Genomic DNA, 22,804 nt, shown 5'->3' on the forward strand with positions numbered 1-22,804 from the left:
GCTTCGTCAACGCTGCACTGCAGTCACGTGCTCCTTGGAGGGAGGAACGCAGATGAACCACGACAACGACACGCAAGGCCGACATCCACGGTCGCAACCCGACCGGCCCCAATACGTACGGACCGCACTTGCTCCGTCCCGATTCGCGCCCGGCCGCAGCCTGCTCGCGTGCGCGCTCGCCAGCTGCCTGGCGATGGCCGCGCCGGCGGCGCTGGCGCAAAGCACCGCCGCGACCATCCGCGGCGTGGTCAGCGGCAACGCCGGTCCGTCGGCCAACGCCAGCGTGAGCGCGACCAACCTGGCCAGCGGCCTGGTGCGCAAGGTCCAGACCGGCAGCGACGGCAACTACACCCTGGCCGGCCTGCCGCCGGGCAACTACCGCATCGACGTCGACGCCGACGGCCAGACCAATACCCGCAACGTCACCGTCGCCGTCGGCCAGTCGGCGACCTTGAACCTGTCCACCGGCGGCGTCGCCGAGACCGCACCGGCGGGCGAGGCCACCGACCTGGACAAGGTCACGGTGACCTCGACCGCGCTGGTGGAAAACAAGACCTCGGAAATCGCCACCTACGTCAGCAACAAGCAGATCGCCGCGCTGCCGCAGGGCTCGCGCAACTTCCTCGCCTTCGCCGACATCGTGCCGGGCGTGCAGTTCACCACCGGCACCGAAGGCTCGACCAAGCTGCGCAGCGGCGCCCAGCTCAGCAACGGCATCAACGTCTACGTCGACGGCGTCGGCCAGAAGGACTACGTGCTCAAGGGCGGCATCACCGGGCAGGACTCCAGCCGCGGCAATCCGTTCCCGCAGCTGGGCATCGCCGAGTACAAGGTGATCACCTCCAACTACAAGGCCGAATACGATCAGCTCAGCAGCGCCGCGATCACCGCGGTGACCAAGTCCGGCGGCAACGATTTCCACGGCAGCTTCTTCTGGGACTACACCTCCGACCAGTGGGCGTCGAAGACCCCGCGCGAGGAAAAGGGCGAGGTGCCCAAGGCGCAGCAGAAGGAAGAGCAGTACGGCGCGTCGTTCAGCGGCCCGCTGATCCAGGACAAGCTGCACTTCTTCGTGACCTACGAGGCCAAGGAGTACAGCTCGCCGCGCACCATCATTCCCGGCCGCAACTACCGCATCGACCAGTTGCCGGCGCAGTTCCAGGAAATGACCCGGCAGTCGCCGAGCGCGCCGTTCAAGGAAGACCTGTACTTCGGCAAGATCGACTGGACCCCGGGCGACAATCACTTGGTCGAGTTCACCGCCAAGTACCGCAAGGAAGACGAACTGACCGGCATCGGCGGCGCGCGCCTGCCCGAATACGGCACGCTCAAGGCCGGCGAGGAGACCCGCCTGGACCTGCGCTACCAGTACAGCGCGGAGAACTGGCTCAACGACGCGCACCTCACCTTCGAGGACGTCAGCTTCGGCCCGCGTCCGGCGACGCTGTTGAACGGCTACCAACTGCGCGTGCCCAAGCAGGGCCAGGAGGCCCGCAACAACCCCGACATGGAAGAGGTGCTGTTCTTCGGCGGCGGCGGCGACTTCCAGGACAAGGGCCAGAAGGGCTACGGGCTGCAGAACGACTTCACCTGGAGCGGCTGGACCGGGCATACGGTCAAGGCCGGTTTCAAGTACAAGGTCGTCGACATCAACGCGATGGAGAAGCAGCCGTACTCGCCGCAGTTCCGCTACGACATCCGCGACTTCGCCACGCCTTACGAGGTGGTGTTCTCCGGCACCGCCGGCGATTTCCCGCCCGAGGTGAAGTCGCGCAACAAGCAGTTCGGCATCTACCTGCAGGACGACTGGGAGGTCAACGAGCACCTGACCTTGAACCTGGGCCTGCGCTGGGACTACGAGCAGACCCCGAGCTACGAGGACTACCGCACTCCGGCCAACCTGGTCGCGGCGCTGCGCGGCTGGTCCAACATCAACAACGCCAACGTCGATTACGACTACAACGACTACATCAGCAACGGCAACAACCGCAAGGCGTTCAAGGACGGCTGGCAGCCGCGGCTGGGCTTCTCCTACGACTTGAACGGCGACGAGCGCCACGTGATCTTCGGCGGCGCCGGGCGGTCCTACAACCGCAACCAGTTCGACTACCTGTCGTACGAGCGTTACCGCCTGGCGTTCCAGCAGGTGACCTACCAGTTCAACTCGCCGAACCACAGCTGCACGGTCACGCCGAACGGCAACTGCTTCAATTTCGATCCGAGCTTCTTCGATCCCGAGACCCTGGCCGCGCTGTCGCGGCAGCGGCCGAACGCGGGCTCGGAGGTGTTCCTGCTCAACAACGACCTCAAGACGCCGTATTCGGATCAGTTCAGCCTGGGCATGCGCAACGCCTTCGAACTGTTCGGCCAGGAGTGGAATTCCTCGGCGACCGCGGTCTACGTGCACAGCAAGGACGGCATCCTGTTCTCGCTCGGCAACCGCCGTCCGGACGGCACGTTCTTCCCGCCCGGGGTCAGCTTCGGCAGCGCGCCGTTCGGCGACACCCTGCCGGGCTTCGGCAAGTTCTTCCTCGGCAACAACGCGGTCGAGACCAAGACCAAGCAGTTGCTGCTGTCGCTGGAGAAACCCTTCACCCAGGAGTCGGGCTGGGGCGTGAGCTTCGCCTACACCTTTACCGACGCCAAGGAGAACCGCAACAACTCCGACATCTTCACGTTCGACTATCCGAACCTGGACCGCGTCGGATTCACCCGCGCGTTGGGCATCTCCAGGCATCGTTTCGTCGCGACCGGGATCATGGACTTCTACGGCATGACCCTGTCGGGCAAGCTGACCTTGGCCAGCCCGGAAGCGGAGGAATCGACCAACTGCGTCGTCTACGGCTCGAACGCCTGCTTCTTCGATCCGTACACGCCGGACGATACGATCGGCTTCAAGCAGTTCGACCTGGCGCTGCAGAAGGAGTGGGACACCGGCGCCGGCTTCAAGCTGTGGGCGCGCGGCGACGTGCTCAACGTGTTCAACTGGCGCAATTACATCGACTACGACACCTATCGCGGCGTGGTCGGCGCGCCCAATCCGAAGCTGGGCGAGCGGCGCGACAACATTGCGTTGCCGACCCGCATGTTCAAGCTGTCGATGGGCTTCAACTGGTAAACCTCGCGCCGGCCGCCCGGGTTCGGGCGGCCGGTCGCGCGGAACGCGGACGCGCAGGACGCGGCGAGGTTCGCGACGACGTATCCACCAAGACACAGGGGTCTTCGGTTTCATGCAACTGGCGAAAACGACAACGCGCGCGGTTTCCTTCACGCTCCTGGGCACGTTGCTGCTCGCATTGTCCGCTTGCAAGAAACCCGAGACGCAATCGCAGACCCAGCCCATCGTCAGTCCCGGGCCGGTCGTGGTCGAGCCGCTCAAGCAGGAGCGGCTGGAACTGCCGCCGCTGTTCCGCGACATCGAGAAGCGCACGTTCCAGTTCTTCTGGGACACCAGCAACGAGCGCAACGGCCTGACGCCGGACCGCTATCCCTCGCGCCCGTTCGCCTCGATCGCCTCGGTCGGCTTCGCCTTGACCGCCTATCCGATCGGGATCGAGCGCGGTTGGGTCAGCCGCACCCAGGCGGTCGACCGCACCCTGACCACGCTGAAGTTCCTGCGCGACCTGCCGGCCGGGCCGCAGGCCAGCGGCAAGGGCAGCTACAAGGGGTTCTACTACCACTTCCTCGACATGCAGAAGGGCGAGCGTTACGACAGCTGGGTCGAGCTGTCGAGCGTGGACACCGGCCTGCTGATGATGGGCGTGCTGTTCGCCCAGTCCTATTACGACCGCGACGACGCGCGCGAGAAGGAAATCCGCGAGATCGCCGACACCCTGTACAAGCGCGTGGACTGGCAGTGGCTGCAGCAGAACAAGCCGCTGATCTCGATGGGCTGGTTCCCCGAGTCGGGCTTCATCAAGCACGACTGGATGGGCTACAACGAGGCCATGCTGCTGTACGTGCTGGCGCTGGGCTCGCCGAGCCATCCGGTCGAGCCGGAGGCCTGGACGGTGTGGACGCGCACCTACAACGATGTCTGGGGCGTGTACCAGGGCGAGGAGTTCCTGGCCTTCGGCCCGTTGTTCGGCCACCAGTACAGCCACGTCTGGATCGACTTCCGCGGCATCCAGGACGACTACATGCGCGAGCGCGGCATCGATTATTTCGAGAACAGCCGCCGCGCTGCCTACGCCCAGCGCGCCTACGCCATCGCCAATCCGATGAAGTGGAAGGACTACGGCCCCGAGCTGTGGGGCCTGACCGCGAGCGACGGCCCGCAGCAGACCTTGCAGGAATACCGCGGCGAGCAGCGCCAGTTCCGCCATTACTCGGCGCGCGGCGCCGGCCTGCGCGAGAACTTCGACGACGGCACCATCGCCCCGACCGCGGCGATCGCCTCGCTGCCGTTCGCGCCGGAGATCGTGATCCCGACCACGCTGTCGATGCACGAGCGCTACGGCGAGTACATCTATTCCAGCTACGGCTTCCTGGATTCGTTCAACCCCAGCTTCAACTACGACATCCCGCTCAAGACCGGGCGGCTGGTGCCGAACCAGGGCTGGGTGTCGAGCGACTACATCGGCATCGACCAGGGGCCGATCCTGACCATGATCTCGAACTACCGCAACGAATTCGTCTGGAACGTGATGAAGCGCAACGCCTACATCCGCACCGGCCTGGAGCGCGCGGGCTTCAAGGGCGGCTGGCTGGCGCCGGCGCAGGATGCGGGCAAGGGCAAGGACGGCGGCAAGGACGCGAACAAGGCCGAGGACGCCAAGCCGGCGGCCAAGCCCGACGGTCCGATCGATCCGGCCACCGCGCGCGCGCTCGGCGAGGCCGAATCGCGCGCCGGCCGCACGCCGCCGAAGCCGGCGTCGAAGCAGCCGGATTGACGGCGTGGGCCTGAGCGCGCGCGCGCGGCGAGCAAGCCCGGCGGAGCGGACGGCGGACGCGGCCGGCCGCGGCGGGCCGGCGCGGCCGGCGAGGTATGTCTGCGGGCGATGGGGCCGGCGCATCGCTTCGCTGCTGATGCTGGCCTCGCTCGTGCTGCTGCTGGGCAGTTGCTCGGGCCGCGGCGACGGCCGCACCGTGGTCAAGTTCTGGGCGATGGGTTTCGAGGGCGAGATGGTCGCGCGCCTGATCCCCGAGTTCGAACGCCAGAATCCAGACATCCGCGTGCAGGTGCAGCAACTGCCGATCACCTCCGCGCACGAGAAGCTGCTGACCGCGTTCGCCGGCGATTCGCTGCCCGACGTGTGCGCGATCGGCAACACCTGGGTCTCCGAGTTCGCCCTGCTCGACGCGCTGGAACCGCTGGACCGGCGCATCGCGGCGACGCCCGGGCTGCGCGCGCAGGACTATTTCGCCGGCGCGTGGGACACCGGCGTGATCGACGGGCGCGCCTATGCGGTGCCCTGGTACGTGGAGACGCGGCTGCCGTACTACCGCCGCGACCTGCTGGAACACGCCGGCATCGCCCGGCCGCCGCAGACCTGGGACGAATGGAAGACGGCGATGGCGGCGATCAAGCGCGAAGTCGGCCCCGATCGCTACGCCGTCCTGTTCCCGCTCAACGAGCCCGAGCCGCTGCTGAACCTGGGCATCCAGGCCGACGAGCCGCTGCTGCGCGACGGCGGCCGCTACGGCAATTTCCGCAGCCCGGGCTTCAAGCGCGCGCTGGCGTTCTACCGCGAAGCGTTCGCGCAGCAGTGGGCGCCGCTGGCGAGCAACACCCAGATCGCCAACGTGTGGAACGAATTCGGCCGCGGCTACTTCAGTTTCTACGTCAACGGCCCCTGGAACATCGCCGAGTTCAAGCGGCGCCTGCCGGCGGACCTGCAGGGCAAGTGGATGACCATGCCGCTGCCGGGCGAGCATGGGCCCGGCGCGTCGGTGGCCGGCGGCGCCAGTTTCGTGCTGTTCCGCGGCTCGCCGCGCCAGGACGCGGCGTGGAAGCTGATCGCCTACCTGTCCGAGCCCGCGACCCAGATGCGTTTCCACGGCCTGACCGGCAACCTGCCGCCGCGGCGCGAATCGTGGAATGCGCCGGCGCTGGTCGGCGACCCGTATGCGCGCGCGTTCCGCGACCAGCTCGAACGCGCGCGACCGGCGCCGAAGGTGCCGGAGTGGGAGCGCATCGCCATGGAGATCAAGCTGGTCGGCGAACAGCTCGCCAACGGCCGCCTCACGGTCGACCAGGCGGCGGCGGAACTCGACCGCCGCGCCGACCGCATCCTGGAAAAGCGGCGCTGGATGCTCGACCAGGCCGACCAGCGGGCCGCCAAGTCCGCGTCGCCGGCGGCCGAGCCCGGGGAGGGCGGATGAAGCCCTCCACCGCCGGCTGGGTGTTCGCCGCGCCCGCGCTGGGCGTGATCGGCCTGTTCTTCGGCCTGCCGGTGCTGGCCGCGCTGGCGCTGAGCCTGACCGACTTCGACATCTACTCGCTGGCGCACATCGAGAACCTGCGCTTCGTCGCCTTCGACAATTACCTGGGGTTGCTGCGCAATCCGCTGTTCTGGAAGGCGCTGGGCAACACCTTGTACTTCGTCGCCGTCGGCGTGCCGTTGTCGATCGCGGTGTCGCTCGGCGCGGCGTTGCTGCTCAATTCCAAGCTCGGCGTGTTCAAGCCGTTCTTCCGCACCGCCTTCTTCGCCCCGGTGGTGACCACGGTGGTGGCGGTGGCGGTGATCTGGCGCTACCTGCTGCACACGCGCTACGGCCTGATCAACTGGGGGCTGTCGGGGCTCGGCATCGATCCGGTGGACTGGCTCGGCGATCCGCGCTGGGCGATGCCGAGCATCATCGTGTTCGCGGTGTGGAAGAACTTCGGCTACAACATGATCATCTTCCTGGCCGGGCTGCAGGCGATCCCCGAGGACCTGTACGAAGCCGCGCGCATCGACGGCGCCAGCGCCACGCGCCAGTTCCGCCACATCACCCTGCCGATCCTCGGGCCGGTGCTGCTGATGGTCAGCATCCTGACCCTGGCCGGCTATTTCCAGCTGTTCGCCGAGCCCTATGTGATGACCCAGGGCGGCCCGCTGCAAAGCACCGTCAGCGTGCTGTACCTGATGTACGAGGAAGGCTTCAAATGGTGGAACCTGGGCAACGCCTCGGCGGTGGCGTTCCTGCTGTTCGTGCTGATGACCGCGAGCACCAGCGCGTTGATGTGGCTGGCGCGGCGCAAGGGGGTCGAATGAACCGCGACGGCATGCCGGCCTGGCTGGCGCGCGCGATCGTCAACGGCCTGCTGATCGGCCTGGCGGCGTTGAGCCTGGCGCCGCTGCTGTGGATGCTGGCGGTGTCGCTGATGCAGCCCGGCGAGGCCGCGGCGTTCCCGCCGCCGCTGTGGCCGGCCTCGCCGACCCTGCACAACTACAGCGAGCTGTTCTCGCGCATGGGCATGGGCCGCTACCTGCTCAACAGCTTCCTGATCTCGACCCTGGTGACGGCGATCGCGGTGCTGCTCAACACCCTGGCCGGCTACGCCTTCGCCAAGCTCGATTTCGCCGGGCGCGAGGGCGTGTTCCGGCTGCTGCTGGCGGCGCTGGTGATCCCGGCGCAGGTGTCGATGATGCCGTTGTTCCTGATGCTCAAGCAGATGGGCCTGATCAACACTTACGCCGGCGCGGTGGTGCCGGGCATGGCCGGCATCTTCGGCATCTTCCTGGTGCGCCAGTACGCGCGCTCGATTCCCGACGAACTGCTGGAAGCGCCGCGCATCGACGGCGCCGGCGAGCTGCGGATCTTCTTCCAGATCGTGCTGCCGGCGCTGCGGCCGATCCTGGTGACCCTGGCGATCTTCAGCTTCCTCGGCGCCTGGAACGACTTCATGTGGCCGCTGATCGTGCTCAGCGACGAACACCTGCAGACCCTGCCGGTGGCGTTGGCCTCGCTCTCGCGCGAGCACGTGCAGGACAACGAGATGATGATGGCCGGCTCGGTGGTGACCGTGGTGCCGGTGCTGTTGCTGTTCCTGGTGTTGCAGCGCTATTACCTGCAAGGCCTGTTGGTGGGCAGCGTCAAGGGCTGAGACCGCGTCGGGCGCTCGCGGGCGCCCGGGGCTGCGATAGTCGCGAGGGATGGGCCGCGAGCGGCGGCGGAAGGAGTGCGAGCGATGGCGAAGTGGTTCTATCCGATGATCCGGTTCTCCCGATCCGTCATTCCGGCGAAAGCCGGAACCCATTTTGATCTTGCTTCACCGCTCCTCGTCGCGGGGGATGCGGAAGCAACGACAAAATGGGTTCCGGCTTTCGCCGGAATGACGGTGTGGCAGTTTGGACAGGCGCGATGGGGCGCGATGTTGGCGGCGGGGTTGCTGGCGCTCGCCTGTTCCGCCCAAGCTGCATCTGCGGCCGTCTCCGTCGCTTCGCCGCGCATGCTCGACGACTTCGAATCCGCCGCGCCGTGGACGGTCGTCGTTTCCGATCAGGTCGCCGCCACGCTGCGCAAGACCGAAGGCGCCGACGGCGCCGCGCTGTGCCTGGACTACGATTTCAACGGCGTCTCCGGCTATGCCGGCCTGCAGCGCGAATTGCCGCTGGAGTACCCCGACAACTACCAGTTCGCGTTCCAACTGCGCGGCGATTCGCCGGCCAACGACCTGCAGTTCAAGCTGGTCGACGCCAGCGGCGACAACGTGTGGTGGGTCAACAAGCCGCGCTACGACTACCCCAGGCAATGGACGCCGGTGGTCTACAAGAAGCGGCATATCGCGCGCGCCTGGGGTCCCGATCCGGACCCGAGCCTGCGCCGCAGCGCCAAGCTCGAATTCACCGTCTACAACAGCGCCGGCGGCAAGGGCTCGGTGTGCTTCGATTCGCTGACGATGCAGCCGCTGCCGGTCGATCCGGGCGGGCCGTACAGCGGCCGCGCCAGCGCCAGCAGCGCGCTGCCCGGCGGCGCGGCGGGCGAGGCGGTCGACGGCAAGCGCGACACCGCCTGGCGCGCGCGGCTCGACCCGGCGCGGCCGCCGCAGTTCACCTTCGACCTCGGCCGTTCGCGCGAACTCGGCGGCGTGGTGCTGCGCTGGCTCGGCGCGGCCTACGCGTCGAGCTATCGCCTGGCGCTGTCCGACGACGGCCAGGGTTGGCGCGACGCCGCCGCGCTCGGCGACGGCGACGGCGGTGCGGACTACCTCGCGCTGCCCGAAGCGCAGGCGCGCTACCTGCGCCTGACCGCGCAAGGCGGCCCCGGCGCCGACATCGCGCTGGCCGAGCTCGAAGTGAAACCGCTCGACTTCGCCGCCACGCCCAACGACTTCGTCCGCGCCGTCGCCGCCGAGGCGCCGCGCGGCCGCTTCCCGCGCGGCTTCAGCGGCGAGCAGCCCTATTGGACCGTCATTGGCGTCGACGGCGGCACCGACCAGGCGCTGATCGGCGAGGACGGCGCGATCGAAGTGGGCAAGGGCGCTTTCAGCCTGGAGCCGTTCGTGGTCAGCGACGACGCGCTGGTCGGCTGGGCCGACGCGCGGACCTCGCAGACGCTGCAGGACGGCTACCTGCCGATCCCGTCGTCGCACTGGCGGCATCCGCAGTTCAAGCTCGACATCACCGCCTTCGCCGACGACCGCCGGCAAAGCGGCGGCGGCTCGCGCCTGATCGCGCGCTACCGGCTCAGCAACGACACCGAGCGCGAACGTAGCTACCAGTTCGTGCTGGCGCTGCGGCCGCTGCAGGTCAATCCGCCGACCCAGTTCCTGAGCCAGGTCGGCGGCGTCAGCCGCATCCGCAGCCTGACCACCGACCGCCACGGCTTCAGCGTCGAAGGCGGCGAGGGGCGGGTGTCGGCGCGGCGGATCCAGGCCAGCGCGGCCGACGCCACGCTGGCGGCGAGCTTCGACCATGGCGATGTGGTCAAGCTGCTGGCCCAGGCCGACTGGCGACTGCGCTGCGGCGAATGCAGCGCGCAGGCCGAGTTCCTGCGCCGCTTCGGCGGTTCGGTCGCGACCGGCGTCGACAACGACCGCAACGCCATGGCCTCCGGCGCGCTGGTCTATCGGGTCACGCTGGCGCCCGGGCAGTCGCGCGAGTTCGCCTGGAGCAGCGCGCTGATCGGCGAGGACGACGGCCGCTTCGTCGATCTGGCCGAAGCCGCCGAGCGCCAGCGGGTCGTGGCGCAGCAATGGCGCGACAAGCTCGACCGGGTCAAGCTGCGCGTGCCCGCGTCCGGCCGGCACGTGGTCGATACGCTGCGCACCGCGCTCGCGCACATGCTGATCAGCCGCACCGGCCCGCGCCTGCAGCCGGGCACGCGCTCCTACGCGCGCGCCTGGATCCGCGACGGCGCGATGATCAACGAAGGCCTGCTGCGGCTGGGACGCGAGGACGTGGCCGAGCAGTTCCTGCGCTGGTACGCGCCGCACCAGTTCGCCAACGGCAAGGTGCCGTGCTGCGTCGACGACCGCGGCAGCGACCCGGTGCCGGAGAACGACAGCCACGGCGAGCTGATCTTCGCCATCGCCGAGCAATACCGCTACGACCGCAACCGCGAGTTGCTCGGGCAGATGTGGCCGCACGTGGTCGGCGCGGTGCGCTACATGGACCAGCTGCGCGCGAGCGAGCGCACCGAGGCGAACCGCGCGCGCGATCCGGCCTTCTACGGAATGATGCCGGCCTCGATCAGCCACGAAGGCTATTCGGCCAAGCCGATGCATTCGTACTGGGACAATTTCTGGGCGCTGCGCGGTTACAAGGACGCGGTCGAGATCGCCCAGTGGCTCGGCAAGGACGAGGACGCGCGCGCGTTCGCCGCTTCGCGCGACCAGTTCCGCGCCGACCTGTACGCCTCCATCGGCCACGCCACCCGCCGCCACGGCATCGACTACATTCCCGGCGCGGCCGAACTCGGCGATTTCGACGCCACCTCGACCACCATCGCGCTGGCGCCCGGCGGCGAGCAGGGCTGGCTGCCGCAGCCACTGCTGGACAATACGTTCCAGCGCTACTGGAAGGAGTTCATCGATCGCCGCGACGGCCGCCGCGAATGGAAGGACTACACGCCTTACGAACTGCGCACCGTCGGCAGCTTCGTGCGCCTGGGCTGGCGCGAGCGCGCGCACGAGGCGCTGGACTTCTTCTTCAAGGACCAGCAGCCGCGCGGCTGGAACCAGTGGGCCGAAGTGGTCTCGCGCACGCCGCGCAAGCCGTTCTTCGTCGGCGACCTGCCGCATGCCTGGGTCGAATCGGACTACGTGCGTTCGGTGCTGGAGATGTTCGCCTACACCCGCGACCTCGACCGGTCGCTGGTGCTGGCCGCGGGCGTGCCGGCGGATTGGTTGGAAGGCGAGGGCGTGACGGTCTCGGGCCTGCGCACGCCGTACGGAGCGTTGGGCTATCGCCTGCGCCGCTCGGGTTCGCAGGTGGTGTTCGAACTCGACGCCGGCCTGCGCGCGCCGCCGGGCGGGCTGGCGCTGAAGTGGCCGTTGCCGGCGAAACCGGGGCGCACGCTGATCGATGGCAAGGCGCGCGAATGGAAAGACGGCGAACTCAGGCTGGAGCGGACGCCGGCGCGGGTGACGGTCGAAGTGGAGTGAGTCGCGAGGATCCGTGGGAGGGCCCTCAGGCCCGATGCTTTTCGGTCGGATCGCCGCGTCTTGGACGAAAGCGTCGGGACTGAAGTCCCTCCCACAGGAAAGCACGGCGTCGATGCCAGGCCGGGTGTGAAGGCCTTCAGGCCCACGCTCGCTGCGGGTGTTGTGGGAGGGCCCTCAGGCCCGATGCTTTCCAGTCGGATCGCCGCGTCTTGGACGAAAGCATCGGGGCTGAAGCCCTTCCCACGACTCTGCGCTCACGGACACCAATGCACGTCCAGCGCCACCTCGCCCTGCATCGCCAGCAACACCGGCCAGCGCTTGGGATTGCCGTCGGCCAGCGCCTGCGCGAACACCTCGCGCTTGGCCTGGCCCTGGATCAGCAGGAACCGCGAGCGCGCATACGCCAGGCCGTTCGGGGTCAGGCTGATGCGCTTGCTCCATTGCTTCGCGCCGGGCAGGCCGCCGGCGTCGATCGCCACGTACGGCTGCTTCGACGCCAGCACCCGGTCGAACGCGGCCATGCCCGGGAACAGCGAGGCGGTGTGGCCGTCCTCGCCCATGCCCAACACCGCCGCGGAGACGTCCTGGCGGGCGTGGGCGTTGGCGAAGGCGACGGCTTCCTCCATGCCGTGGCCGGGGCGGGTCAGCGATTCGAAGCGCGCCATCGCCGCGTTGTCGCGTAGCAGGTTCTGCTTCACCAGCCAGGCGTTGCTGTCGGGATCGCTGGGTTGCAGCCAGCGTTCGTCGACCAGGGCCACGTCGACCCGCGCCCAGTCCAGCGGCGCGCGCGCCAGCGCGCGGTACACCGGCGCGGGGGTGGTGCCGCCGGACAGCAGCAAGCGCGAACGCGGGCGCCGGGCGAGGTCGCGGCGCAGTTCGGCGGCGATGGCCACCGCGCAGGCCCAGACCCACGCATCGGCATTGCGATGCTCGTGCCAGCGATACGGCGCGGCCTCCGGCTGGGCGGGATCGTGCGGGACGGGAGTGGGGTCGTCGAGCATGCGGCGATCTTCGCATGCGCGGGTTTAAGCCGGTGTGCTGAGTGAATGTGACTGATGCCTCATGTGCAGGCGGTTGGATTGCGCCTTAAGGCGGGCAGGGACGGGACGCAGCGGGTTCGGGCGTGGCATTCGGATCGTGCCGGTCGACGTGCCCGAGCTTCGATCGACGTGCCGGAATCGCGTCGGCATCCATCGACAAGCCGCAATCGCTTCGCCGCGATTCCAGCGAAAGCGGAAACCTCCGCGCCGTGGTTTCAGCGAAGCCCCACGCCGTCATTCCGGTGAAAGCCGGAACCCATTTTGATCTTGCTTTGGGTTGGCCCCATCAAGAGCAAAGTCAAAATGGATTCCGGCTTTCGCCGGAATGACGGGTTTTGGGCAGAGCGGCTGCCCGGGGCGGCGGCTTGCGCCGCTCCTGCAGACGCTGCGCCGCAACTACGCGGCGGCTTTCAACGCGCACTGCGCGGCCAGCGCGGCGGCGCCGAGCAGGCCGGGTTGCGGGTGGGTCACCGCCAGGGTCGGCACGCGCGCCATGGTCGGCGAGAACCGGCCCTTGTGTTCGAAGCGCTGGCGGAAGCCCGAATGCGCGAGCCACGGCATCAGCTTGGGCACCAGGCCGCCGGGCAGGAACACCCCGTCCCAGGCGCCGAGAGTCAGCACCAGGTCGCCGGCGGCGGCGCCGAACACCGCGCAGAACACGTCGATCGCGCGCAGGCAGCGCACGTCGCCTTCGCGCGCCATCGCGGTGATGTCCTGCGGCTGCAGCGGGCCGGGATCCTCGCCGGCGATCTGGCTCAGCGCGCGGTGCAGGTTGACCAGGCCGCTGCCGCTGATCAGGCGCTCGTTCGAGACCCGCCCGAACTCGCCGGACAGGCGCTTGAGGACGTCGATCTCCTCGGGATTGTTCGGCGCGAAGCTGACGTGGCCGCCTTCGGTCTGCAGCGGATAGAAGCGGCCGTCGCGGCGCAGCAGCGCGCCCACGCCCAGGCCGGTGCCCGGGCCGATGATCGCGTAGGTGCGGTCGCCGCTGTCGTTCCAGCCGTGCCAGCGCACGCCGCCGATCGGCACCACGTCGCCGACGCCGAGCAAAGACACCGCCATCGCCTGCGCGGCGAAGTCGTTCACCAGGTCGATCCGGGTCAGGCCCAGTGCGATGCGCGTGCGTTCGGCCGAGATCACCCACGGATGGTTGGTGATCCGCGCCTCGTCGCCGTCCACGCGCCCGGCCACCGCGAACACGCCGTGGCTCGGCGTGGCGCCGACCTTGTCGAGGTAATGGCGCGCGGCGTCGGCCAGCGAGGGGAAGTCGGCGACCGCGTAGACCTGCACGCTGTCGGGCAGCAGCGCCGGCGCGGACGGGTCGGAAGCGGCGAGGGCGAAGCGGGCGTTGGTGCCGCCGATATCGGCCAACAACGCGCCGGTCATGCCGCTCCTCCGCCGGTGCGGTTGGAATGGATGCCGCCGTTGCCGGGCGGCAGGAAGCGTTCGGCCTCGGCCGGGCCCCAGGAGCCGGCCGGATACTCCAGCGCCGGCTGCGCGGTTTCGCTCCACGCGTGCTCGATGCTGTCGATCCACTGCCACGCCGCCTCGACTTCGTCGTCGCGCACGAACAGGGTCTGGTTGCCGCGCAGCGCGTCGACGATCAGCCGCTCGTAGGCGATGCGCCGCTGCGGCGAGCCCGACATCGACAGGTCCAGCGACATCGGCTTGAGCTCCAGCGCGCCCCATTCCGGCGCGGCCAGGCTGCCCATCAGGCCCAGTTCGATGGTTTCGTCCGGCTGCAGGCGCATGCGCAGGCGGTTGGGGCGTTCGCGGCCGCGGCGCGGGCGTTCGAACAGCCAGTGCGAGGTCGGCCGGAACGACACCACCACTTCGGTCGCGCGCTCGGCCAGGCGCTTGCCGGTGACCAAACGGAACGGAACGCCCGCCCAACGCCAGTTGTCGATGAAGGTCTCTACCGCGACGAAAGTCTCCACCGGCGACTCGTGCACGAAGCCCTTGACCGCGCGGCCCTCGACCACGCCGGCGCCGTAGCGCCCGCGCACCGTGCGCTGGGCCGCGTCGGCGGTCGTGACCGGGCGCAGCGCGCGCAGCACCTTGCGCTTCTCGTCGCGGATCGAATCGGCGTCCAGCGCCGACGGGGGCTCCATCGCGATCAGCGCGAGCAGCTGCAGCATGTGGTTCTGGACCATGTCGCGCAGCGCGCCGTAGCCGGCGTAATAGCCTTCGCGGCCGTCCACGCCGGCGGTCTCGCCGACGAAGATGTCGACCGACTCGATCCAGCGGTGCTGCCACACCGCTTCCAGCAAGGTGTTGCCGAAGCGCAGCGCGAGCAGGTTCTGCACCGCGGCCTTGCCCAGGTAATGGTCGATGCGGAAGATCCGCGACTCGTCCAGGCACGCGCGCAGCGCGGCGTTGATCTCGCGCGCCGAGGCCAGGTCGCGGCCGATGGGTTTTTCCAGCACCAGCCGCGACTCGCCTTCGAGCAGGCCGGCGGCCTTGAGGCCCTTGGCGCAGGGCACGAACAGGTCGGGCGGGGTCGCCAGGTAGCTCACGCTCGGGCGGTCGGCATAGGCCGACAGCGCCGCGGCGATGGCCGCCTCGTCGCGCAGGTCGACCGACACGTAATGCATGCGCGCGAGCAGGTCCTCGACGATGCCCGGATCGTCGGCGACCTCGGCGGCCATGCGTTCGCGCAGCCAGGCGCGGAACTCTTCGTCGCTGTGCTCCTGGCGGCCGACCGCGACGATGCGCAGCGTGGCCGGCAGCAGGCGGTCGCGCCACAGGTGGACCAGCGACGGGAACAGGTAGCGCTGGGAGAGATCGCCGGTGGCGCCGAACAGCAGCAGAGTGTCGTGCATGGAGCGGACGGACCAAGAAGAAAGGGGGGAGGCCGGAGGCCGCGCGAGGGCGGCGCGAGTGGCGTTCGCGGCCGGCGTCCAAGCATAGTCGCTGCCTGGGCGGCGGGCGAACCTTGCCCGCGCAATCACGGCGGCGGGCGCGGCGGCGAGCGTGTCGGCGGATGCGTCGGGCGCGGGGCCTGCCATTGCGCGCGCGCCCGCGGCGGCGCGCCGAGCCGTGGCGGGCGCGCGATGCGATGCGCATGCGGCGACGAAGACCCGGACGGCGTGCCATTCTGGCCGCGCCCGCGCCGGTTGCATGCAGCGGGGCCGCACGGGCGCCGGGCGCATTCGTCGTGGCCTCCGCCGCGCCGATCGCGCGCGTCGCGCTCGCCGTCGCGCTGCCCGCGCAAGCGCGCGACGGCACCGCCGCGCGGTACGGACATCGCGGCGACGGCGGGGCGGTCGGTCATCGCGGGCGGGTCTCCGAGGCGGGCCGGGCCCCGGGCGCGATTCGCGGCAGGGCGTGCATGAAAACGTTTACATGGGCAGAATAGCCCAGGGCGCGGCCGAATGCACCGCCCGGTCGCTCAGTCGGGAGAATTCATGGCGAAGGTCAGTCTGCAGCATCTGCGCAAGGTCTATCCCAACGGCTACGTCGGCGTCGCCGACGCCAGCTTCGACATCGCCGACGGCGAACTGCTGGTGCTGGTCGGTCCGTCGGGCTGCGGCAAGTCGACCCTGCTGCGGATGATCGCCGGGCTGGAAACCATCAGCGGCGGCGAATTGCGCATCGGCGAGCGCCTGGTCAACCAGGTGCCGCCGAAAGACCGCGACATCGCCATGGTGTTCCAGAGCTACGCGCTGTACCCGCACATGACCGTGGCCGAGAACCTCGGTTTCGGCCTGAAACTGCGCGGCCTGGGCAAGGCCGAGATCGCCCGCCAGGTCGGAGAGGCGGCAGCGATGCTGGAACTGGAGCCGTTGCTGGAGCGCAAGCCGGCCGCGCTGTCGGGCGGCCAGCGCCAGCGCGTCGCGCTCGGCCGCGCGTTGGTGCGCAAGGCGCAGGTGTTCCTGCTCGACGAGCCGCTGTCCAACCTCGACGCCAAGCTGCGCATGACCATGCGGGTGGAGATCGCGCGCCTGCACCGCCAGCTCGGCACCACCATGGTCTACGTCACCCACGACCAGGTCGAGGCGATGACCCTCGGCCATCGCATCGTGGTGATGAAGGAAGGCAAGATCCAGCAGATCGACACGCCGATGGCGCTCTACAACCGGCCGGTCAACCTGTTCGTGGCGACCTTCCTCGGCAGCCCCAAGATGAATGTCCTGTGGGGGCCGGTGGTCGAGCGCGACGACGGCCTGCACCTGCAGATCGGCGAGGGCGTGCAACTGCGCCTGCGCCCGCAGGGCGAACTGCTGGAGAAGGTGCGCGGCTACCTCGGCCGCGAGCTGATGGTCGGCCTGCGCCCGGAGGACCTGCATCTGGCCGACGCCGGGCCCGACACCCTGCCGGCCAAGGTCGAAGTGGTCGAGCCGGTCGGCAACGAGGCCTTCCTCAACCTCGGCTGCGGCGGCTGCGACCTGGTCGTGCGGCTGCCGCCGTTCCACCTGCCGCAGGCCGGCGACACCGTGCACCTGTCGTATGCGGCCGAGCGCATGCATTTCTTCGATCGCCAGAGCGAGTTGCGGTTGTAGGCGCCGGCGTGAGCGTCCAAGGCGAAGAATCGGAAGCGAAAATCGAAATGGGTTCCGGCTTTCGCCGGAATGACGGGTAGGAGGGAGCGGCCTCAGCGGGCCCCCACTCACCGTCATTCCGGCGAAAGCCGGAACCCATTTTGACGTTCGCTCTTCGATCTTCCGCCGCGGCAACCCGCGACGGTTCCCGAGCCCGTCGCTCACATCTCCATCGTCTCCACCGCCCACGGCGGCAACACTCCCGGCGGCTTGCCCGCGCCCAGCGCCTGCGCGTCGGCCGCGGCCGCGGCGTCGTCGGCCAGCAGCACCACGCGCTCGACCTGGGCGATCTGCTCGCGGTCGCCGAACGGCGCGGTCAGGGTCGGCGAGATCAGGCTGATCAGGCGCGCCAGCATCAGCGCGTCGCTGACTTTCTCGCCCATGCACAAGGACGCGATCAGCTCGTCCAGGTTCTCCCCGGCCAGCAACCCCGACAGCGCCTTCAGGCACAGGTGCAGGCGCATGCCCAATTCGTTGCGCGAGACCTGCGGCAGGGCCCGCGCGAACGCTTCGAAGAACCGGCCGAAGATCGGCTGGTAGTGTTCGCGCAGGTAGTTGCGCACGAACGGCGAGGGATCGCTGTAGACCCGCCCGAGCAGGCGCACGAAGCCGCTGCCGTCCTCGCTGGCGCGGCTCATGCGCAGCGCCGGCACGAACAGCGCGCTCAGCACCGCCGAGGCGTCCATGCCGTCGCTGCCGTAGCGCCGCTCGCACGCGGCCAGCAGGCGCAGGCGTTCCTGGTTGAGCCGGTCCAGGCGCGAGTGCAGCAGCGCCTGCATCAGCCCTTCCTTGCCGCCGAAGTGGTAGTTGACCGCAGCCAGGTTGGTGCCGGCCAGGGTGGTGATCTGGCGCAGCGACATGGCTTCGAAGCCGTGTTCGACGAACAGCGCCTCGGCGGCTTCGAGCAGGCGCGCCTTGGTGTGGCCCGCGTTGAGGATTTGCTTGCTCATTCAAAGGCTTGCGCCGGACTCTCCGAGGGCGGTCGCGCTTCGGCGGGGGCCGCCGCGCGGGTCGGTCAAACGATCGCGACGATTGTCACGGCGCTTTCTGGCATACGCGCGACAGCGAATCACGCTGCGTCGCAATATCGCATGAGTTCAAGCGCGATCACGTTACGGTTGTGAGCGCGGGCACGCGCCGCGGCTTTGCCCGGCTGGGCGAAAACGCGCGCGGCGCGAGCGCGGCGGGCCACGGCCGGCGACGCCTGCCGCCGGCCGCGGCCGCGCCGGCGTGCGCTGCGTCTGGTTCGGCGATGCATGCTGCATGCGCGCACGATCGGCTCCGCTGGCGCCTGGATCGCCGCATACAGGTTGAGTCTTGTCGCCGATTGCGTGCAAACTGAGGGCGAGTGTTCCGGCGACACTCGCGCGCGCCAGCAATCGGCGGCAGGCAATGGGCGGCAGGTAATGGGGAGTTGCCCGCGCCGCCGCCGCATCGTCCCGGCGAAGCCGGTGGCCGGAACCTTGGAGGGACCCCGATGGACAAACCGTCCGCGCCCGGCCGTCGCCCGGCGCCGCTGCCGCCCTCGCGGGCCGCGGCGCGCCGCGCCCGCGCCGTGGCCGCGCTGCTTGCCCTATTCGCCGCAACAGGATGCCAAACCGCCATGTCCAGCACCGCCGCACCCGATCCGTCCGCAGGCGCGCAAGCCGCCGCCGCGCAATGGCCGCTGCGTTTCCAGCGCCACCGCTTCGGCGGCTTCTGCTTCGATACCTGGGGCTGCAGCATCGTCTACAACGGTTTCCCGCACGGCCAGGAGGATCGCGAGCGGCAGAGCGCGTCCGCGGCCTCGTTCGGCGCCGCTTACCCGCAGCGGATGAAGGCCGCGCACCTGGACATCGCCAACTTCCCCGGCCCGGCCGAGGTGACCTGGCGCGCCAAGGACAAGAGCGAGCACCGCGCCAGCATCGACATCGCCGCGATCTTCGCCGACGGGCTGGTGCGGCATGAGGTCGCGCGCGAGGACATGGCCGAGGGCGTGAGCCTCAACGACCCGGAAATCATCCTGGAAGTGAACGACCGCACCATCAACGTCTACATGCGCAGCATGATCGCGTTGAAGCGGCCGCGCGATCCGGCCAATCCCAACAGCAACTTCCGCGCCGACCTGGTGCGGGTGTTCTCGCAGACCTACTGACCGCCGCCGCGCGCCGCCGGCCGGCGCGGGCAGCAGCCGATCAGTCGTACGCGGCGCGCACCGGCGCCGCGATCACGCCGCGACAGGCCGCCCGCCGGGCGCCGCGCGGCACCGCATGCAGGATCAAGGAGAGTTCGCGATGGGCGGTGGCAAGAATCCCGATGGAGTGAGGACCGATCCGGCCAACCCGCAGCAGATGGACAGCTACGTCCAGGCCAGCCAGGCGCTGTCGCAGCTGCAGGCGCCGGTGCTGCTGGATTCGGCCGATCCGCATTCGCGCATGTTCGTGGCCTGCTTCGACGGCACCGGCAACAGCATGTACGGCACCGACCCGAAGAACCACACCAACGTGGCCGACGTCGCCAAGCAGCTGCAGAACGGGCTGCACGCCAACATCGGCGTCGGCTACGTGGAAGGCCCGGGCACCCAGAGCGGCTGGTACGAGCGCACCGTCGACGGCGCCACCGGCCGCAGCTTCGATCCGCGCCTGGAAAAGATGTACGCGCAGTTCATCGAACAGGCCAAGGAATGGAAGGCCGAAGACCCGCAGGCGAAGATCAGCCTGGCCGGCATCGGCTACAGCCGCGGCGCCGAGCAGGAGGCCGCGTTCTCGCGCCTGGTCCACGAGCGCGGCATCCAGGACCCGGCCGGCGCGGTCTACGTCAAGGACAAGGACGGCAACATCACCGCGCCTCCGACCTACCGCAACGCGCCGCTGGAGCCGCCGGGACAGGTCGCGCAGGCGGTCGGCTTGTTCGATCCGGTCGGCACCGGCGAGCCGCGCAAGCACGACCGGCGCCTGCCGCCGTCGGTGATGTCCGGCTTCCAGGTCACCGCCCAGGACGAGCGCCGCGACCAGTTCAAGTCGACCAGCATCCTGCGCGAGGGGCACACCGAGGACCAGCGCTTCCTCAACGTCACCGTCGGCGGCGCGCACAGCAACATCGGCGGCAGCTACGAGCTCAACGGCCTGTCGATCCGCAGCGGCAACCTGATGGTGGACTACCTCAACAGCCTCAGCGACCAGCCCTACCTGCAAAAGCGCGCCGAGCCGAACGATCCCAAGCTCAACGTGGTGCACCGCTCCGACCAGCACCAGGTCTTCTACACCACCTTCGGCTTCCGCGACGGCGAGCGCGACCGGATCGAGACGGTCGCGAGCAAGCAGCAGGTCAAGGACCACAGCGTCGCCGATCCGAACCGCAAGGAAGCCATCGACGAGGACATGAGCGCGCGCTTCGCGCGCCGGCCGGTGCCGATCGGACCGGCCCCGGGCGGCCAGGAACCCGGCATCGTCCAGGGCGGGCTCGGGGCGCAGGGACCGGCCGCGCTGGGCCAGGGCGGCACCGCGCAGGGCAACGATTTCGAGCGCAACTTCGCCCGCATGATCGACGCCGCGCGCAATGGCGATGCCGCCGCGTTCCGCGACGCCACCCGCGATCACGCCCAGGCGCCGGAAACCCAGAATTGGCTGCAGGCCGGGCGCGAGCGCTACCAGCAGCTCAACGCCGAGCAGGCGCAGCAGGCGCAACAGCCGCAGCAAGCGCAGCCGCAGCAGGCGCAGGCGCGGCAGCAACCCGATCCGGCGGACGCGCAGCGGCTGCCGCCGCCGCAGCCCGACGCTCCGGCGCAGCCGCCGCGCGCACCGGGCCTGTGATGAGCGGGCAGGGCTATTACGCGGAGACTCCCGTGCAGGACGCGCAAGACCTGAAACGACTGGCCGCGGACCTCGCGGTGTTCGCCCAGCACCTGCAGGAACAAAGCGAGCGCGCGGTCCAGCACGTGGACCGCAGCGCCGACGAACTGCATCGCGCCGCGATCGGCATGGGCGCCGGCGCCCAGGAGCTGGCCCAGCAGTTGATCGGCGTGGTCCAGAACCAGGCCCACGAAGCCATCGGCCGCGGCGTCGAGCAGGCCTTCGGCAGCGCCGGCGCGCAGCTGCGCGAGAGCGTCGAGCTGACCCAGCGCGCGGCCAAGGCGCTGGAAGACCAGCGCATGGCGCTGGAGCGTTCGCAGCAGATCCTGTTGTACAAGGCGGTGCTGGCGTTGCTGGTCGGCTCTATCCTGGCGGTCGGCGGCAGCTGGTTCTACATCCACAAGTCGATGCGTGAGATCCAGCGCGCCGACTTCGCCCGCGACATCGTCGAGGCCACCCGCAACGGCGCGCTGACCCGTTGCGACGGCGCCCTGTGCGCGCGCGCCGGCGGCAAGCGGGTCGGCCCCAAGGGCGAGTACGTGCTGCTGGAAGAACCGAAGAAATAGATCGCCCCCCTGCAGGAGCGACGCGAGTCGCGACCGCGACAACGCAGCTACGACGACAGTCACGGCGTAGTTGCGTTGTCGCGGTCGCGATCGCGTCGCTCCTACAGGCGCCGCCGCAGCCCTCGCTGCCGCCGCCGGCCTGCGCTAGGCTGCGGCGATGAACGCCAGCGCCTCATCCATCGCCCCCGCGACGATCCTGATCACCGGCGGCTCCGGCTTCCTCGGCAGCCGCTGCATCGCCCAGGCTCTCGCCGCCGGCCATCGCGTGCGCGCCAGCGTGCGCGATCCCGCGCGCGAACCGCAGCTGCGCGCGGCGCTGGCGCGCGCGGGCGTCGACGCCGGCGACCGGCTCAGCCTGCACGCCGCCGACCTGCGCCGCGACGACGGCTGGTCCGCCGCGGCGGTCGGTTGCGACTACGCCCTGCACGTGGCCTCGCCGTTCCCGGCCGAGATTCCGCGCGACGAGAACGAACTGATCGCGCCGGCGCGCGAGGGCACGTTGCGGGTCCTGCGCGCCGCGCGCGACGCCGGCCTGCGCCGGGTGGTGCTGACCTCGTCCTTCGCCGCGGTCGGCTACGGCCATCCGCCGCGCCCGGCGCCGTTCGACGAAAGCGTGTGGAGCGACACCGCCGCGCCGCTGGCGCCCTACGTCAAGTCCAAGACCCTGGCCGAGCGCGCCGCCTGGGAATTCGTCGCCGGCGAGGGCGGCGGATTGGAGCTGGCCGTGGTCAATCCGGTCGGCATCTTCGGCCCGGTGCTCAGCGACGACTACGCGACCTCGATCCTGCTGGTGAAGCGGCTGCTCGACGGCGCCCTGCCGGGCGCGCCGAAACTGCATTTCGGCGTGGTCGACGTGCGCGACGTCGCCGACCTGCACCTGCGCGCGATGACCGACCCGGCCGCGCGCGGCGAACGCTTCCTCGCCACCGCCGGCGATTTCCTCAGCGTGAGCGAGATGGCCGCGCTGCTGCGGCGCAACCTCGGCGCGGCCGCGCGCAAGGCGCCCACGCGCGAACTGCCGAACTGGCTGGTGCGCCTGGCCGCGCTGGCCGACCCGGCGGTGCGGCAGATCGTGCCGGACCTGGGCAATCGCAAGAACGCCAGCAACGCCAAGGCCAAACGCGTGCTCGGCTGGAACCCGCGCAGCGCCGAAGAGGCGTTGGTGGCGACCGCGCGCAGCCTGATCGAACTGGGCGTGGTGCGCGGCTGATCCGTGGGGGACGGCTTTGGTGGGAGGGGCTTCAGCCCCGATGCTTTTTCTCAGATCGCCGAAACCTGAAAAGAGAGCATCGGG

16 protein-coding genes and 1 pseudogene are annotated in these 22,804 nt (G+C 69.6%); 13 read left to right on the plus strand and 4 right to left on the minus strand.

From position 1 onward, the window contains the following. The first annotated feature begins 160 nt into the window (after positions 1 to 160). The 8 genes and pseudogenes from RDV84_RS18500 to RDV84_RS26840 all read left to right on the plus strand — a co-directional run. Positions 161 to 3,118, plus strand: coding sequence for a TonB-dependent receptor (locus tag RDV84_RS18500; protein WP_309153754.1), 2,958 nt, complete (start codon positions 161 to 163; stop codon positions 3,116 to 3,118). Positions 3,119 to 3,230: 112 nt separating this feature from the next. After that, positions 3,231 to 4,892 (plus strand): glucoamylase family protein, encoded by a 1,662-nt coding sequence (locus tag RDV84_RS18505; RefSeq protein WP_057947811.1) that lies wholly within the window; start codon positions 3,231 to 3,233, stop codon positions 4,890 to 4,892. Between the two features lie 136 nt (positions 4,893 to 5,028). Continuing rightward, positions 5,029 to 6,324, plus strand: a complete 1,296-nt coding sequence (locus tag RDV84_RS18510) for a sugar ABC transporter substrate-binding protein (protein WP_309151158.1) — start codon at positions 5,029 to 5,031, stop codon at positions 6,322 to 6,324. Then, a complete protein-coding gene (locus RDV84_RS18515) occupies positions 6,321 to 7,199 on the plus strand; it encodes a carbohydrate ABC transporter permease (protein WP_078996277.1) in 879 nt (292 codons plus the stop codon). The genes RDV84_RS18510 and RDV84_RS18515 overlap by 4 nt, the downstream gene beginning before the upstream one ends. Further along, a complete protein-coding gene (locus RDV84_RS18520) occupies positions 7,196 to 8,032 on the plus strand; it encodes a carbohydrate ABC transporter permease (RefSeq protein WP_309151159.1) in 837 nt (278 codons plus the stop codon). Before RDV84_RS18515 ends, RDV84_RS18520 begins: the two co-directional genes overlap by 4 nt. Positions 8,033 to 8,299: 267 nt before the next feature. After that, positions 8,300 to 11,533, plus strand: coding sequence for a discoidin domain-containing protein (locus RDV84_RS18525; protein ID WP_425606231.1), 3,234 nt, complete (start codon positions 8,300 to 8,302; stop codon positions 11,531 to 11,533). A gap of 13 nt (positions 11,534 to 11,546) precedes the next feature. Next, positions 11,547 to 11,663 carry a DUF6053 domain-containing protein gene (locus RDV84_RS26835; protein ID WP_425606230.1) on the plus strand — a complete coding sequence of 39 codons (117 nt, stop codon included), beginning with the start codon at positions 11,547 to 11,549 and terminating at the stop codon, positions 11,661 to 11,663. Positions 11,664 to 11,695: 32 nt separating this feature from the next. Further along, positions 11,696 to 11,752, plus strand: a pseudogene (locus RDV84_RS26840) (DUF6053 domain-containing protein); the annotation flags it as partial. 35 nt (positions 11,753 to 11,787) lie between these two features. On the opposite strand, the gene pgl reads toward RDV84_RS26840, so the two are convergent. The 3 genes from pgl to zwf all read right to left on the minus strand — a co-directional run bounded on the left by pgl (position 11,788) and on the right by zwf (position 15,395). Then, positions 11,788 to 12,534 carry a 6-phosphogluconolactonase gene (pgl, locus tag RDV84_RS18530; protein ID WP_078996275.1) on the minus strand — a complete coding sequence of 249 codons (747 nt, stop codon included), beginning with the start codon at positions 12,532 to 12,534 and terminating at the stop codon, positions 11,788 to 11,790. Positions 12,535 to 12,969: 435 nt separating this feature from the next. Next, positions 12,970 to 13,959, minus strand: a complete 990-nt coding sequence (gene glk / locus RDV84_RS18535) for a glucokinase (protein ID WP_309151161.1) — start codon at positions 13,957 to 13,959, stop codon at positions 12,970 to 12,972. Further along, positions 13,956 to 15,395: a glucose-6-phosphate dehydrogenase gene (gene zwf, locus RDV84_RS18540; protein ID WP_309151162.1), complete on the minus strand. Its 1,440-nt coding sequence runs from the start codon at positions 15,393 to 15,395 to the stop codon at positions 13,956 to 13,958. The genes glk and zwf overlap by 4 nt, the downstream gene beginning before the upstream one ends. A gap of 585 nt (positions 15,396 to 15,980) precedes the next feature. Between zwf and RDV84_RS18545 the strand changes: the two genes are divergently transcribed. Continuing rightward, positions 15,981 to 17,075 carry an ABC transporter ATP-binding protein gene (locus RDV84_RS18545; protein ID WP_309151163.1) on the plus strand — a complete coding sequence of 365 codons (1,095 nt, stop codon included), beginning with the start codon at positions 15,981 to 15,983 and terminating at the stop codon, positions 17,073 to 17,075. A 200-nt stretch (positions 17,076 to 17,275) separates the two neighbouring features. On the opposite strand, the gene RDV84_RS18550 is transcribed toward RDV84_RS18545, so the two are convergent. Continuing rightward, positions 17,276 to 18,064, minus strand: coding sequence for a TetR/AcrR family transcriptional regulator (locus tag RDV84_RS18550; RefSeq protein WP_309151164.1), 789 nt, complete (start codon positions 18,062 to 18,064; stop codon positions 17,276 to 17,278). Between the two features lie 653 nt (positions 18,065 to 18,717). Between RDV84_RS18550 and RDV84_RS18555 the strand changes: the two genes are divergently transcribed. The 4 genes from RDV84_RS18555 (at position 18,718) to RDV84_RS18570 (ending at position 22,720) form a co-directional block, all read left to right on the plus strand. Further along, positions 18,718 to 19,248: a hypothetical protein gene (locus RDV84_RS18555; protein WP_057947801.1), complete on the plus strand. Its 531-nt coding sequence runs from the start codon at positions 18,718 to 18,720 to the stop codon at positions 19,246 to 19,248. 139 nt (positions 19,249 to 19,387) lie between these two features. After that, complete coding sequence (locus RDV84_RS18560; protein WP_309151165.1) at positions 19,388 to 20,905, plus strand: T6SS phospholipase effector Tle1-like catalytic domain-containing protein; 1,518 nt, start codon at positions 19,388 to 19,390, stop codon at positions 20,903 to 20,905. 32 nt (positions 20,906 to 20,937) lie between these two features. Continuing rightward, on the plus strand, positions 20,938 to 21,510 hold the full coding sequence (locus tag RDV84_RS18565; protein WP_138885052.1) for a hypothetical protein: 573 nt from the start codon (positions 20,938 to 20,940) through the stop codon (positions 21,508 to 21,510). Positions 21,511 to 21,667: 157 nt separating this feature from the next. Next, positions 21,668 to 22,720, plus strand: coding sequence for an SDR family oxidoreductase (locus RDV84_RS18570; RefSeq protein WP_309151166.1), 1,053 nt, complete (start codon positions 21,668 to 21,670; stop codon positions 22,718 to 22,720). The last annotated feature ends 84 nt before the right edge of the window (positions 22,721 to 22,804 follow it).

The sequence above is a fragment of the Lysobacter yananisis genome (assembly GCF_031199375.1).
GTDB classification, from domain to species: Bacteria; Pseudomonadota; Gammaproteobacteria; order Xanthomonadales; family Xanthomonadaceae; genus Lysobacter; species Lysobacter yananisis.

Excerpts from the sequence above, each read along its gene's own strand:
- RDV84_RS18560 (WP_309151165.1), top strand. The coding sequence starts at position 19,388 with ATGGGCGGTGGCAAGAATCCCGATGGAGTGAGGACCGATCCGGCCAAC.
- RDV84_RS18570 (WP_309151166.1), top strand. The coding sequence starts at position 21,668 with ATGAACGCCAGCGCCTCATCCATCGCCCCCGCGACGATCCTGATCACC.
- RDV84_RS18515 (WP_078996277.1), top strand. The coding sequence starts at position 6,321 with ATGAAGCCCTCCACCGCCGGCTGGGTGTTCGCCGCGCCCGCGCTGGGC.
- RDV84_RS18520 (WP_309151159.1), top strand. The coding sequence starts at position 7,196 with ATGAACCGCGACGGCATGCCGGCCTGGCTGGCGCGCGCGATCGTCAAC.
- glk (WP_309151161.1), bottom strand. The coding sequence starts at position 13,959 with ATGACCGGCGCGTTGTTGGCCGATATCGGCGGCACCAACGCCCGCTTC.
- RDV84_RS18545 (WP_309151163.1), top strand. The coding sequence starts at position 15,981 with ATGGCGAAGGTCAGTCTGCAGCATCTGCGCAAGGTCTATCCCAACGGC.
- RDV84_RS18505 (WP_057947811.1), top strand. The coding sequence starts at position 3,231 with ATGCAACTGGCGAAAACGACAACGCGCGCGGTTTCCTTCACGCTCCTG.
- pgl (WP_078996275.1), bottom strand. The coding sequence starts at position 12,534 with ATGCTCGACGACCCCACTCCCGTCCCGCACGATCCCGCCCAGCCGGAG.
- RDV84_RS18555 (WP_057947801.1), top strand. The coding sequence starts at position 18,718 with ATGTCCAGCACCGCCGCACCCGATCCGTCCGCAGGCGCGCAAGCCGCC.
- zwf (WP_309151162.1), bottom strand. The coding sequence starts at position 15,395 with ATGCACGACACTCTGCTGCTGTTCGGCGCCACCGGCGATCTCTCCCAG.
- RDV84_RS18510 (WP_309151158.1), top strand. The coding sequence starts at position 5,029 with ATGCTGGCCTCGCTCGTGCTGCTGCTGGGCAGTTGCTCGGGCCGCGGC.
- RDV84_RS18550 (WP_309151164.1), bottom strand. The coding sequence starts at position 18,064 with ATGAGCAAGCAAATCCTCAACGCGGGCCACACCAAGGCGCGCCTGCTC.
- RDV84_RS18525 (WP_425606231.1), top strand. The coding sequence starts at position 8,300 with ATGTTGGCGGCGGGGTTGCTGGCGCTCGCCTGTTCCGCCCAAGCTGCA.